At 44.7% G+C, this 14,269-nt stretch carries 9 protein-coding genes; all 9 read right to left on the reverse strand.

Annotated elements, in window-relative coordinates; translation table 11 throughout:
• Positions 1–127: GTP-binding protein (locus tag A7985_RS25875; RefSeq protein ID WP_033023824.1), on the reverse strand; the 127-nt coding region annotated here is incomplete at its 3' end.
• A 57-nt stretch (positions 128–184) separates the two neighbouring features.
• Positions 185–2,299 (reverse strand): elongation factor G, encoded by a 2,115-nt coding sequence (fusA, locus tag A7985_RS21370; RefSeq protein ID WP_065792487.1) that lies wholly within the window; start codon positions 2,297–2,299, stop codon positions 185–187.
• A gap of 27 nt (positions 2,300–2,326) precedes the next feature.
• Positions 2,327–2,797: a 30S ribosomal protein S7 gene (rpsG, locus tag A7985_RS21375; protein WP_039611450.1), complete on the reverse strand. Its 471-nt coding sequence runs from the start codon at positions 2,795–2,797 to the stop codon at positions 2,327–2,329.
• Positions 2,798–2,898: 101 nt separating this feature from the next.
• Complete coding sequence (gene rpsL, locus A7985_RS21380; protein ID WP_010387308.1) at positions 2,899–3,273, reverse strand: 30S ribosomal protein S12; 375 nt, start codon at positions 3,271–3,273, stop codon at positions 2,899–2,901.
• A gap of 447 nt (positions 3,274–3,720) precedes the next feature.
• A complete protein-coding gene (gene rpoC / locus A7985_RS21385) occupies positions 3,721–7,902 on the reverse strand; it encodes a DNA-directed RNA polymerase subunit beta' (protein WP_065792488.1) in 4,182 nt (1,393 codons plus the stop codon).
• Between the two features lie 104 nt (positions 7,903–8,006).
• Positions 8,007–12,032, reverse strand: a complete 4,026-nt coding sequence (gene rpoB, locus A7985_RS21390; RefSeq protein WP_065792489.1) for a DNA-directed RNA polymerase subunit beta — start codon at positions 12,030–12,032, stop codon at positions 8,007–8,009.
• A gap of 263 nt (positions 12,033–12,295) precedes the next feature.
• On the reverse strand, positions 12,296–12,658 hold the full coding sequence (gene rplL / locus A7985_RS21395; protein WP_023400585.1) for a 50S ribosomal protein L7/L12: 363 nt from the start codon (positions 12,656–12,658) through the stop codon (positions 12,296–12,298).
• Between the two features lie 72 nt (positions 12,659–12,730).
• Positions 12,731–13,225, reverse strand: a complete 495-nt coding sequence (gene rplJ, locus A7985_RS21400) for a 50S ribosomal protein L10 (RefSeq protein WP_023400586.1) — start codon at positions 13,223–13,225, stop codon at positions 12,731–12,733.
• A 335-nt stretch (positions 13,226–13,560) separates the two neighbouring features.
• Positions 13,561–14,265 carry a 50S ribosomal protein L1 gene (gene rplA, locus A7985_RS21405; RefSeq protein ID WP_063358452.1) on the reverse strand — a complete coding sequence of 235 codons (705 nt, stop codon included), beginning with the start codon at positions 14,263–14,265 and terminating at the stop codon, positions 13,561–13,563.
• Between the last annotated feature and the right edge of the window lie 4 nt (positions 14,266–14,269).

A 14,269-nucleotide genomic window follows, 5' to 3' on the forward strand; every position in this document is an offset into this window, starting at 1 on the left:
CACCACCGTATACTTTTGCAAGTACGTTAGTGATTGCTGCTGTTAGAGTTGTTTTACCGTGGTCAACGTGGCCGATTGTACCTACGTTTACGTGCGGTTTTACGCGTTCAAACTTTTCTTTTGCCATTTTAAAATTTCCTATAAAGAAATTAAAGTCCAGTCCTAAGACCGGACCGAACTAAAATTACTTAACAGCGCGAGCTGCAATTATTGCGTCAGCAACGTTTTTCGCCGCTTCTGCGTACTTGGAGAATTCCATTGAGTACGAAGCACGACCTTGCGTTGCAGAACGTAAATCGGTTGCATAACCAAACATTTCAGACAGTGGCACTTGTGCATTGACAAGCTTAAGACCACCAAAAGCGTCTTCCATACCTTCGATCATGCCGCGACGACGATTTAAGTCGCCTACTACATCACCCATGTTTTCTTCAGGGGTAGTGACTTCAACTTTCATAACAGGTTCTAAAAGCACTGGTTGCGCTTCTAAAGCACCGTTTCTGAAGCCCATTGAACCAGCGATCTTAAAGGCCATTTCGTTTGAGTCAACGTCGTGGAAAGAGCCGTCAAATAACGTTGCTTTCACACCTAACAGAGGATAGCCCGCAAGCACACCTTGTTTCATTTGCTCTTGAATACCTTTATCAACCGCTGGGATATATTCCTTAGGAACCGTACCGCCTACGATTTCGTTAACGAATTCGTAAGTAGGTGCGTCTTCATCAGAAAAATCCATTGGTTCCAATTTCAGCCATACGTGACCATATTGACCACGACCACCAGATTGACGTACAAACTTACCTTCAGCTTCTACAGAACCACGGATGGTTTCTCTGTATGCCACTTGCGGCTTACCAACGTTACAAACAACGTTGAATTCACGTTTCATACGGTCAACAATGATATCAAGGTGAAGCTCACCCATACCAGAGATGATCGTTTGACCTGACTCATCGTCAGTCTCAACACGGAAAGAAGGATCTTCTGCAGCCAGTTTACCTAGTGCAACACCCATCTTTTCTTGATCAGCGACTGTTTTCGGTTCTACCGCTACTGAGATCACAGGCTCTGGGAATTCCATACGCTCTAATGTGATCACTGAATCTTGAGAACAAAGCGTGTCACCAGTGGTAACGTCTTTAAGTCCAATCGCAGCAGCAATATCACCGGCGCGAACTTCTTTAATTTCTTCGCGCGAATTTGAGTGCATCTGAACAATACGACCAAAACGCTCTTTTTTACCCTTTACAGGGTTATAAACAGAGTCACCTTGGCCAACCGTACCAGAATAAACTCGGAAGAAAGTCAATGTACCAACAAATGGGTCTGTCGCAATTTTAAACGCCAACGCCGAAAACGGCGCGTCGTCACTAGCTGGACGAGTAGCTTCAGAGTCATCCTCAAGGATACCCTGAATCTCTTTAACCTCTGTTGGTGATGGCATGAATTCAATAACTGCATCAAGCACTGCTTGAACACCTTTGTTTTTGAATGCACTACCACATGACATTGGCACAATTTCGTTGCTCAATGTTAGTTGACGAATAGCAGACTTAATCTCCTCTTCACTCAACTCACCTTCTTCTAAATATTTGTCCATTAGTTCTTCAGTCGCTTCAGCTGCACTTTCAACTAAGTGAGAGTGCCACTCTTCAGCTAAATCCTGAAGTTCTGCAGGGATCTCTTCATAAGTAAAAGTCATTCCCTGGTCACTTTCGTTCCAGTTAATAGCTTTCATTTTGATGAGATCAATAACACCTTTAAATTCGTCTTCAGCACCAATAGGTAACTGAATAGGCACAGGTGTCGCACCGAGGCGCTCTTTCACCTGATCCACAACTGCCAAGAAGTCCGCACCTGTACGGTCCATCTTGTTGACGAAGATCATACGAGGAACTTCGTATTTATTGGCTTGACGCCAAACAGTTTCTGTTTGTGGTTGTACGCCTGATGAAGCACAAAGAACAACAACTGCACCATCGAGTACACGCAAAGAGCGTTCTACTTCGATAGTAAAGTCTACGTGTCCTGGAGTATCAATGATATTGATGCGATGCTCAGGGAACTGAGCATCCATACCTTTCCAGAAACACGTTGTCGCAGCAGAAGTAATGGTGATACCACGCTCCTGCTCCTGCTCCATCCAGTCCATAGTTGCAGCACCATCATGTACCTCACCAATTTTGTGAGATAGACCCGTGTAGTAAAGTACACGTTCTGTCGTGGTGGTTTTACCTGCATCTACGTGAGCACAAATACCGATGTTACGATAGCGCTCAATTGGAGTAGTACGTGCCATAATATCCTCTTAAAGGTCTTGGGCAGATTACCAACGGTAGTGAGCGAATGCTTTGTTCGCTTCAGCCATACGGTGAACGTCTTCACGTTTCTTAACCGCAGTGCCTTTATTGTCCGCAGCGTCAAGGATCTCTTGTGCAAGACGAAGACCCATTGATTTCTCGCCACGCTTACGTGCAGAGTCTACTAACCAACGCATACCTAATGCGTTGCGACGAACTGGACGTACTTCAACTGGTACTTGGTATGTAGAACCACCAACACGGCGAGACTTAACCTCAACCGCAGGGCGTACATTTTCAAGTGCAGCTTCAAAGATTTCTAGGTGCGACTTGCCTGATTTTTCAGCAGCCACGTCTAGCGCACCATATACGATTTTTTCAGCAGTAGATTTCTTGCCGTCTAACATTACTACGTTAACGAATTTAGCAAGAAGTTCTGATCCGAACTTCGGATCTGGAAGAATTTTACGTTGACCTATTACGCGTCTTCTAGGCATTTTATCTCTCCGATATCTTCAGGTTCGTTTTTTCAACGAATCCCCAAAACAAATTATTCAATATTAAAACTTAAGTGCTTGGCCTTACTAACGGAGAACCATTAGCCCTTAGGACGTTTTGCACCGTACTTAGAACGACCTTGTTTACGATCGTTAACACCCGCACAGTCAAGCGCACCACGTACAGTGTGGAAACGCACACCTGGTAAGTCTTTAACACGACCACCACGGATAAGGATTACACTGTGCTCTTGAAGGTTGTGGCCTTCACCGCCAATGTAAGAAGTTACTTCGAAACCGTTCGTAAGACGAACACGCGCTACTTTACGTAATGCAGAGTTTGGTTTCTTTGGTGTAGTTGTATATACACGAGTACATACACCACGCTTTTGAGGACAAGCTTTAAGAGCAGCAGAGTTGCTCTTTGTAACCTTGCTGCGACGTGGCTTACGTACTAGCTGGTTAATAGTTGCCATTAAATAGCTCCTGATTAGTTAAAATTACTACTGAAAAAATAAAATCGACCCTTTTACACATGCCATTTTGATGGAACGAGTAAATGGGTGGCCGAATTTTAATGAGCAAAGATTAACCTGTCAATAAAAATCCATTTTACGGCCGTATTTTTCGCTAATTTTGTTGTTTCAGGGTACTAAAGTGATGAGAAAGATATAAACGCAGCAGTGTAGCGTCTGGAAAGGTTCAGTACTTATAACCTCGAAAATGAACAATCACATCTCTGTTTTTACAGCCAACTTTGCAGAGACAATATCAAGTGTAAAAGACAAGTAGATTACAGTATTTCGTAGCAGCCAAATTAGCTGGCTTTTTTGGCTTGCTTATAAAGCTTAGTCGTTAGATCAAAAAAGCGCCCTGTACAGGCGGCTTTTTAATTTACGTCAGTGTCACTAAGTAAGCTTAACTTACTCGTTACCACCTAGTAGATCAGCGTTCAATGCATCAGTAAGTGCTTGAGATGCTTCTTCTGCACTAACTGTTTGCTCTTCAACTGGCAATTCACTTTCTTTGCGACGGTTGATACGGTCTTGGTGATAAGCGAAACCAGTACCCGCTGGGATTAAGCGACCAACGATTACGTTTTCTTTCAGACCACGTAGCTCATCGCTCTTACCATTTACAGCAGCTTCAGTTAGAACACGCGTTGTCTCCTGGAACGATGCCGCAGAGATAAACGATTCTGTTGCAAGTGATGCTTTGGTAATACCCATTAGCTGAATTTCAAATTTAGCTGGGATCTTGCCTTGCTTCTCAAGCTCACGGTTTGCGATGTTTACGCGTGCCACTTCAGCTTGCTCGCCTGCTAGGAACTCAGTGTCACCACCGTCAAGGATGATACACTTACGCAGCATCTGACGAACGATCGTCTCAATGTGCTTATCGTTAATCTTTACACCCTGTAGACGGTAAACTTCCTGAACCTCGTTCGTGATGTAGTTTGATACATCAGTCACGCCACGTAGACGTAGGATATCATGTGGAGACTCAGGACCATCGGCGATAACTTCACCTTTAGCAACTTGTTCACCTTCGAACACGTTCAGCTGACGCCACTTAGGGATCATCTCTTCGTAAGCATCACCTTGATCAGGCGTGATTACTAGACGCTTCTTACCTTTCGTCTCTTTACCGAAGCTCACAGTACCTGTGATCTCTGCAAGGATTGCAGGATCTTTCGGCTTACGCGCTTCGAACAAGTCAGCAACTCGAGGTAGACCACCGGTGATATCACGCGTCTTCGAACCTTCTTGCGGGATACGTGCTAATACGTCACCCGGCTGAACCGTTGCGCCGTCTGTGATTTCAATCGTGGTGAATGAAGGTAGACGAATTTCTTGTAGGCCACGCTCTTCGTTTTCAATGATTAACTTAGGCTCTTTTGCATTCACCTTTGCTAAGTCTTTAACAACAACACGCGTTAGACCAGTTAGCTCGTCAGTCTGTGCTTCAGTGTTTGAGTCATCGATATCGCTGAACGATACTTTTGACTGGTGCTCGATAACGATTGGGTGACTATGCGGGTCCCACGTAGCAACAATGTCGTTACCTTTAACTTCAGCGCCATCTTGTACAGAAAGAACCGCACCGTAAGGTACTTTATAGCGCTCTTTCTCACGACCTTGCTCATCGATAACCGTGATTTCAGTCGAACGTGAAGTTACAACGATCTTACCATCAGTATTCAATACATATTTGGCATTGTGTAGCTTCATGCTACCGTTGTTTTTAACTTGTACGCTGTTTTCAGCAGATGCTCTTGATGCCGCACCACCGATGTGGAACGTACGCATCGTAAGCTGTGTACCTGGCTCACCGATTGACTGAGCAGCGATTACACCGACTGCTTCACCTGGGTTGATGATGTGGCCACGTGCAAGGTCACGACCGTAACAGAATGCACAAACACCAAAGTCATTTTCACAAGTGATTACAGAGCGTACTTTAACTTCATCTACTGAGTGCTCTTCTAAAAGGTCACACAGTTTTTCGTCAAGCATTACGTTACGCTCAACAAGTACGATGTCAGTACCAGGCTTACATACGTCTTCAGCAACAACACGACCTAGAACACGCTCGCGAAGTGGTTCTACAACATCACCACCTTCAATAAGCGGCTTCATTACTAGGCCTTCTAACGTGCCACAATCTGATTCGTTGATAACCAAATCTTGCGCAACGTCTACTAGACGACGAGTTAGGTAACCTGAGTTCGCTGTCTTAAGTGCGGTATCGGCAAGACCTTTACGTGCACCGTGCGTTGAGATGAAGTACTGAAGTACGTTTAGACCTTCACGGAAGTTAGCTGTGATTGGCGTCTCGATGATTGAACCATCTGGACGTGCCATTAGACCACGCATACCCGCTAGCTGACGAATCTGAGCTGCACTACCACGTGCGCCCGAGTCGGCCATCATGAATACTGAGTTGAAAGAGTCTTGTTGCTCTTCTTCACCCTGTGCATTCACTACTGTGTCTTTCGATAAGTTAGCCATCATTTCACGTGAAAGGTTCTCGTTAACACGTGACCAGATATCGATAACTTTGTTGTACTTCTCACCCGCAGTTACAAGACCAGACTGGAACTGTTGGTTGATTTCAGCAACCTCAGCTTCAGCGCGCTCGATGATTTCAGTCTTCGTAGGTGGAATAACCATATCGTTAATACCGATAGACACACCTGACTTCATCGCGTAGTGGAAACCTGTATACATCACTTGGTCAGCAAACACGACTGTGTCTTTTAGACCTAGGCGACGGTAACACTCATTAAGAAGACCAGAGATCTGCTTCTTACCAAGCGCTCTGTTGATAAGCTCAAACGGTAGACCTTTTGGCATGATCAATGAAAGGATCGCACGACCTACTGTTGTATCAACAATATGAGTTTTCTCCGAACGCTCGCCTGTTTCCTCGTCAACAATAGTTTCTGTTAAACGAACCTTTACGCGTGCGTGAAGCTCAGCAGTACCTGTACGGTAAGCTTTTTCTGCTTCTTTCGGGTCTTTAAACGCAATGCCTTCACCTTTTGCATTGATGCGGTCACGCGTCATGTAGTAAAGACCTAATACAACGTCCTGTGAAGGAACGATGATAGGCTCACCACTTGCAGGTGAAAGGATGTTGTTTGTAGACATCATTAGTGCACGTGCTTCAAGCTGTGCTTCTAATGTTAACGGTACGTGTACCGCCATTTGGTCACCATCGAAGTCAGCGTTATATGCCGCACACACCAACGGGTGTAGGTGGATTGCTTTACCTTCGATAAGTACCGGTTCAAATGCTTGGATACCAAGTCTGTGAAGTGTTGGTGCACGGTTCAATAGAACTGGGTGTTCACGGATCACTTCATCAAGTACGTCCCAAACCTCTGGTACTTCACGCTCTACCATCTTCTTCGCAGCTTTGATGGTAGTCGCCATGCCACGGCGCTCTAGCTTACCGTAAATGAATGGCTTGAATAGTTCTAGTGCCATCTTCTTCGGAAGACCACACTGGTGAAGTTTAAGTGTTGGACCAACTGTGATTACAGAACGGCCTGAGTAGTCAACACGCTTACCAAGAAGGTTTTGACGGAAACGACCTTGCTTACCTTTGATCATGTCTGCAAGCGACTTAAGAGGACGCTTGTTAGAACCTGTGATCGCACGACCACGACGACCGTTATCAAGTAGTGCATCTACCGCTTCTTGTAACATACGCTTTTCGTTACGTACGATGATGTCTGGTGCAGCTAGGTCTAGTAGACGCTTCAGACGGTTGTTACGGTTGATAACACGACGGTATAAGTCGTTCAGATCTGATGTCGCAAAACGACCGCCATCTAGTGGTACTAGTGGACGTAGATCTGGTGGAAGTACAGGTAGTACGCTCATGATCATCCACTCAGGGTTGTTACCTGATTGGTGGAATGATTCCATTAGCTTAAGACGCTTAGTAATTTTCTTACGCTTAGTCTCAGAGTTAATTGTTGGCAACTCTTCACGCATTTCTGCGATTAACTGACCAAGGTCTAATTCACGAAGTAGGTCAAGTACAGCTTCTGCACCCATCTTCGCTTCAAATTCATCACCGTGCTCTTCAAGTGCATCTAGGTACTCTTCTTCACCTAATAGTTGACCACGCTCTAGCGTTGTCATACCTGGCTCTGTTACTACGAAAGATTCGAAGTACAGTACGCGCTCGATGTCACGAAGTGTCATATCAAGCATTAAGCCGATACGAGACGGTAGTGATTTAAGGAACCAAATATGCGCTACTGGGCTTGCAAGCTCAATGTGACCCATACGATCACGACGCACTTTAGTTAGTGTAACTTCAACGCCACACTTCTCACAGATAACACCACGGTGTTTTAATCGCTTGTATTTACCACACAAACATTCGTAATCTTTTACTGGGCCGAAGATACGGGCACAGAATAAGCCGTCACGCTCAGGCTTGAAAGTACGGTAGTTGATTGTCTCAGGTTTCTTTACTTCACCATATGACCATGAGCGAACCATGTCTGGAGAAGAAAGACCAATGCGAATTGCATCGAATTCTTCGGTCTTATTTTGTTGCTTCAGAAACTTAAGTAAGTCTTTCACCTTAGCTCTCCTGTCGGAGTTAATCTTGAGGGCAAGCGTTGCTCACCCCTTCATTCTTTAAAGTTACAGTCCGGATTGGCAGCTCCAAAGAGCTGCCGGTCGGATTAACTTTCTTCCAACTCGATGTTGATACCTAGCGAGCGGATTTCTTTCAACAATACGTTGAATGACTCTGGCATACCCGGTTCCATCTTGTGGTTACCGTCTACGATGTTCTTATACATCTTCGTACGACCATTTACGTCATCCGACTTAACTGTCAACATTTCCTGTAGTGTATAGGCAGCACCGTATGCTTCTAATGCCCATACCTCCATCTCACCGAAACGCTGTCCACCGAACTGTGCTTTACCACCCAGCGGCTGCTGAGTAACAAGGCTGTAAGAACCGGTTGAACGCGCGTGCATCTTGTCGTCTACTAAGTGGTTTAGTTTCAGCATGTACATGTAACCTACAGTTACTTGACGCTCAAACGCATCACCAGTACGACCATCATAAAGCGTAACCTGACCACTTGACGGGTAACCACCCAGCTCTAGTAGCTCTTTGATTTCGCTTTCTTTAGCACCATCGAATGCTGGCGTCGCGATTGGTAGACCACCTTTCAGGTTGTTAGCTAGACGACGAACTTCGTCATCAGAGAAGCTAGCAATGTCTACTTCTTGACGGCAGTCACCAAGCTCATACGCTTTCTTGATGAAATCACGTAACTCATGAAGTTCCGCTTGTTCTTTCATCATGTCTTCGATGCGCTCACCGATACCACGTGCCGCCAGACCCATATGCGTTTCAAGGATCTGACCGATGTTCATACGAGACGGTACACCTAGTGGGTTAAGAACGATATCTACCGTACGACCTCTTTCATCGTAAGGCATATCTTCTACTGGTACGATAGTCGAGATAACACCTTTGTTACCGTGACGACCAGCCATCTTATCACCCGGTTGGATACGACGTTTAACAGCTAGGTAAACTTTAACAATCTTAAGAACACCTGGCGCTAGATCATCACCTTGTGTGATCTTACGACGCTTGTTCTCAAACTTTTTGTCGTACTCAGCTTTAAGCTCGTCATACTGTGCAGCTAGCTGCTCAAGTTCTGCTTGTTGCGCTTCGTCAGCTAGGCTCTGAGTCAATAGCTTTTCAGCACCTAGAAGAGCGATTGCATCTTCGTTTTGACCAGATTCAACAAGTAGTTTGCGCGCACGAGTCAAGATGCCACCTTCAAGGATCTTGAATTCTTCGTTAAAGTCTTTTTTCGCTTCACGAAGCTGCATATCTTCAACTTCTAGCGCACGCTTGTCTTTTTCCACACCATCACGGGTGAAAACTTGAACGTCGATAACTGTACCAGATACAGAGTTAGGTACACGTAGAGAGCTGTCTTTAACATCAGATGCTTTCTCACCGAAGATCGCACGTAGTAGCTTTTCTTCTGGTGTTAGCTGCGTTTCACCTTTAGGCGTTACTTTACCTACTAGGATGTCGCCGCCTTTTACTTCAGCACCGATGTATACAACACCTGACTCATCTAGTTTGCCAAGTGCAGACTCACCTACGTTAGGGATATCAGCTGTGATCTCTTCTGGACCAAGCTTAGTATCACGCGCAATACACTGAAGCTCTTGGATGTGGATCGTAGTTAGACGATCTTCTTGTACAACTCGCTCAGAAAGTAGGATTGAATCCTCGAAGTTGTAACCATTCCAAGGCATGAACGCAACACGTAAGTTTTGACCAAGTGCCAAGTCACCAAGATCCGTAGAAGGACCATCAGCTAGTACGTCACCGCGTACTACTGGCTCACCAACCATACAAGTTGGCTTTTGGTTGATACAAGTGTTTTGGTTCGAACGCGTGTACTTAGTTAAGTTATAAATGTCGATACCCGCTTCACCAGGAACGCGCTCATCTTCATTTACGTTTACAACGATACGACTCGCATCAGCATACTTAACGACACCGCCACGCTTAGCAACGATTGTTACACCTGAATCTTTTGCAAGTGTACGCTCGATACCTGTACCGACTAACGGCTTATCAGCGCGTAGTGTTGGTACTGCTTGACGTTGCATGTTCGATCCCATCAATGCACGGTTCGCATCATCGTGCTCTAGGAATGGGATAAGTGCCGCAGCAACAGAAATAACCTGTTGAGGCGATACATCCATATATTGGATGCTGTCGCTTGGCATAAAGGTTGATTCACCTTTATAACGACATGGAATTAGCTCTTCTGCAAATTGGTTTGCTTCGGTCAAGTTTGTGTTCGCCTGTGCGATAACAAATTGGCCTTCTTCAATTGCAGATAGGTAATCAACTTCGTCAGTTACGATGCCGTCAACAACTTTACGATACGGCGTCTCTAGGAAGCCATAATCGTTTGTACGCGCATACGTAGATAGTGAGTTGATTAGACCGATGTTTGGACCTTCAGGCGTTTCGATTGGACAAACACGACCGTAGTGAGTTACGTGTACGTCACGTACTTCGAAGCCTGCACGTTCACGTGTCAAACCACCCGGACCTAATGCAGAAATACGACGCTTATGCGTTACTTCTGAAAGCGGGTTGTTTTGGTCCATGAACTGTGACAACTGAGAAGAACCGAAAAATTCTTTAACAGCTGCAGAAATCGGCTTAGCATTGATCAAGTCCTGTGGCATTACGTTGTCTAGATCACCTAGGCTCAAACGCTCACGAACAGCACGTTCAACACGTACTAGACCAACACGGAATTGGTTTTCAGCCATTTCGCCAACAGAACGAATACGACGGTTACCTAAGTGGTCGATATCATCCACTTCACCTTTACCGTTACGAATGTCGATTAGAACTTTCATAACAGAAACGATGTCTTCTTTGCTCAGCGTGCCTGGGCCTGTATCTGAGTCATAACCAACACGGCTATTGAACTTCATACGACCAACAGTTGACAGGTCATAACGCTCATCAGAGAAGAATAGATTATCGAATAAAGCTTCAGCAGCTTCTTTCGTTGGTGGCTCACCTGGGCGCATCATACGGTAGATTTCTACCAATGCTTCAAGGCGGTTTGAAGAAGAATCAATACGAACAGTCTCAGACATGTACGCACCGCTATCTACATCATTGATATATAGTGTATCAATTTTAGTATGACCAGCCTTAACAAGCTCAGCCATCAACTCAAGCGACAATTCAGCGTTCGCTTCAGCGATGATCTCACCTGTTGACTCATCAATGTAGTTTTTAGCGATAACACGACCAATAATGTACTCATGCGGTACTTCAAGCTGTGTGAGACCTTTCTTCTCGATGTTTTTAATATGACGAGCTGTGATACGACGGCCCTGTTCAACTAGTACTTCACCCTCTGCATCTTTTAAATCAAATACAGCTGTCTCACCACGCAGGCGAGAAGGTACTAGTTCCATCATCACTTTACCGTTTGATACTTCAAACGCAGTTGTCTCAAAGAACAACTCAAGAATCTCTTCCGTTGTATATTCAAGCGCACGTAAAATGATTGAAGCTGGTAGCTTACGACGACGGTCAATACGAACGAATAGGTTATCTTTAACATCGAATTCAAAGTCTAACCATGAACCACGGTAAGGGATAACACGTGCATTATAAAGCACTTTACCCGAAGAGTGAGATTTACCGCGGTCGTTATCAAAGAATACACCAGGTGAACGGTGTAGCTGAGAAACGATAACACGCTCGGTACCGTTGATAACGAAAGTACCTGTGTCTGTCATGAGCGGGATCTCGCCCATGTAAACTTCTTGCTCTTTAATGTCTTTTACTGTGCCTGGCGCTTCTTTGTCCATTAGCACAAGACGTAATTTAACGCGAAGTGGAGCAGAATAAGTCACACCGCGAATTTGACATTCTTTTACATCGAATACTGGTTCTCCGATACGGTAACTCACGTATTGAAGTTCAGAATTGCCCGAGTAGCTTTTGATAGGGAACACAGAACGGAATGCAGCTTCCAATCCAGTATCGCCATCCGCGTCCGGAGTAATGAATTTTTTGAACGATTCCAACTGCGTTTGCAAAAGGAAAGGTATATCCAATACTTGTGGACGTTTACCAAAATCCTTACGGATACGTTTCTTTTCAGAATAAGAGTAAGCCATGGGGTTCCTCAGCTTGCTGATCTTTGACCCAACCTGTTCATGCAGAACAGCATTCATTGGCATCTAAGCCATGATAACAACATCTAAATTGTCTCCCCAAATTCAACAGTTCCCAAAAAGATTAAACCATTGAAAAACATGAAGAATTTAGGTTTTTATTGCGCAATAGTAATACTTTCGCTCTAGAGCGCAAAAGGGCCGGTGATTAAAAAATCACCAGCCCTTGCCTGATTTCTCAGGCAGCGAACCTAGCGTATGCTAGATTACTTGATCTCAACTTCAGCACCAGCTTCTTCAAGATCTTTCTTAAGTGCTTCAGCTTCTTCTTTAGAAACAGCTTCTTTGATTGGCGCAGGAGCAGACTCAACAAGAGCTTTTGCTTCTTTAAGGCCAAGACCAGTTGCACCACGTACAGCTTTGATAGCAGCAACTTTGTTACCGCCAGCGCCAGCTAGGATTACGTCGAACTCAGTCTTCTCTTCAGCAGCTTCAGCAGGACCAGCAGCAACAACAGCAGCAGCTGCAGTTACACCGAATTTTTCTTCCATTGCTTCAACTAGTTCAACAACTTCCATTACTGACATTTCAGCAATCGCGTCAAGGATTTGGTCTTTAGTTACAGACATTTTAAGTTTCCTAATTAATCACGAACCCATGAGGTTCAAAAAAATTTATTGATGAAAGTGTAAAAGGTGCGATTAAGCAGCTTCTTCAGCTTTCTGAACACGTACAGCTTCAATTGTTTTAACCAATTTACCAGCTGACGCTTCTTTCATAGCGCTCATTAAGCGTGCAACAGCTTCGTCGTAAGTAGGTAGCTTAGCAAGCATATCTACGTCAACAACATTGCCTTCAAATGCAGCCGCTTTCAGTTCGAACAACTCGTTTTTCTTTGCGAAATCAGCAAAGATACGAGCAGCAGCACCTGGGTGCTCTGAAGAGAAAGCGATTAGGCTTGGGCCTACTAGCGATTCGTTAAGGCACTCATAATCAGTACCTTCAACAGCGCGTTTAGCAAGCGTGTTACGGACAACTTTCATCCATACGCCAGCTTCACGAGCTTCTTTACGAAGCGCAGTGATCGCATCTACTGTTACACCACGAGAATCTGCAACTACTGCAGATAGAGCACCTTTGGCAGCTTCGTTGACTTCAGCAACAATTGCTTTTTTGTCTTGAAGATTTAAAGCCATGGGTGTTACTCCTGGTTGATAGGGAACATGTCCCTAGTTCTACTTTACTCAAAGCCAAATGACCTTGAGCTGCTTTTTACGGCGAGAACCAGAAGATTAGGAAAATCTAGCTGGGATTCACACCGTCTACGTAGGAAGATTAAGTAACAGAGTTACACCTACGGTCTTGGACGGAAACGCAATTTATCGATTTTATTGTAGACCAAATTTGATAAACAACAGTTCGAAATTATGCGCTTCAACCCGAATTCTTTGCTTCGTTGGAAGTCACTTCTCAACGAAATGGCGCAAAATTATAGTCTAATTTTTACGCCATGTAAACGCTAAAATCTAAATTACGCTACTTGCGTGTTTAGAGTAGCTTGGTCTACAGCAACACCCGCGCCCATAGTCGTTGAGATGCTTACTTTCTTCAAGTAAGTACCTTTCGCTTGAGAAGGCTTAGCCTTCTTAAGAGCAACGATAAGTGCTTCAAGGTTTTCTTGAAGCTGGTTAGCGTCAAAGTCAACCTTACCGATTGTAGTGTGGATGATACCGTTCTTGTCGTTACGGTAACGAACCTGACCAGCTTTAGCGTTTTTAACTGCTTCTGCAACGTTAGGCGTTACAGTACCAGTTTTAGGGTTAGGCATAAGACCACGTGGACCTAGGATTTGACCTAGTTGACCAACAACGCGCATTGCATCTGGAGAAGCAACAACAACGTCAAAGTTCATTTCGCCTTTCTTAACTTGCTCAGCAAGCTCTTCCATACCTACTAAGTCAGCACCCGCTTCTTTAGCAGCGTCAGCGTTAGCACCTTGAGTGAACACTGCAACGCGAACTTCACGACCAGTACCGTGAGGTAGTACAGTTGCACCACGTACGTTTTGGTCTGATTTACGAGCATCGATGCCTAGGTTTACAGCAACGTCTACACTTTCAACGAACTTAGCAGTAGCTAGTTCTTTAAGAAGAGCAACAGCTTCGTTGATTTCGTACTCTTTAGTTACTTCCACTTTTTCGCGGATAGTACGCATACGTTTAGTTAATTTAGCCATTCTC

This window comes from Pseudoalteromonas luteoviolacea (assembly GCF_001696455.1).
In the GTDB taxonomy this organism is placed as follows: domain Bacteria; phylum Pseudomonadota; class Gammaproteobacteria; order Enterobacterales; family Alteromonadaceae; genus Pseudoalteromonas; species Pseudoalteromonas luteoviolacea_C.

What these genes read in the sequence shown, in the direction of transcription:
- fusA (WP_065792487.1), bottom strand. Translation starts at nt 2,299, where the DNA reads ATGGCACGTACTACTCCAATTGAGCGCTATCGTAACATCGGTATTTGT.
- rpsG (WP_039611450.1), bottom strand. Translation starts at nt 2,797, where the DNA reads ATGCCTAGAAGACGCGTAATAGGTCAACGTAAAATTCTTCCAGATCCG.
- rpsL (WP_010387308.1), bottom strand. Translation starts at nt 3,273, where the DNA reads ATGGCAACTATTAACCAGCTAGTACGTAAGCCACGTCGCAGCAAGGTT.
- rpoB (WP_065792489.1), bottom strand. Translation starts at nt 12,032, where the DNA reads ATGGCTTACTCTTATTCTGAAAAGAAACGTATCCGTAAGGATTTTGGT.
- rplL (WP_023400585.1), bottom strand. Translation starts at nt 12,658, where the DNA reads ATGTCTGTAACTAAAGACCAAATCCTTGACGCGATTGCTGAAATGTCA.
- rplJ (WP_023400586.1), bottom strand. Translation starts at nt 13,225, where the DNA reads ATGGCTTTAAATCTTCAAGACAAAAAAGCAATTGTTGCTGAAGTCAAC.
- rplA (WP_063358452.1), bottom strand. Translation starts at nt 14,265, where the DNA reads ATGGCTAAATTAACTAAACGTATGCGTACTATCCGCGAAAAAGTGGAA.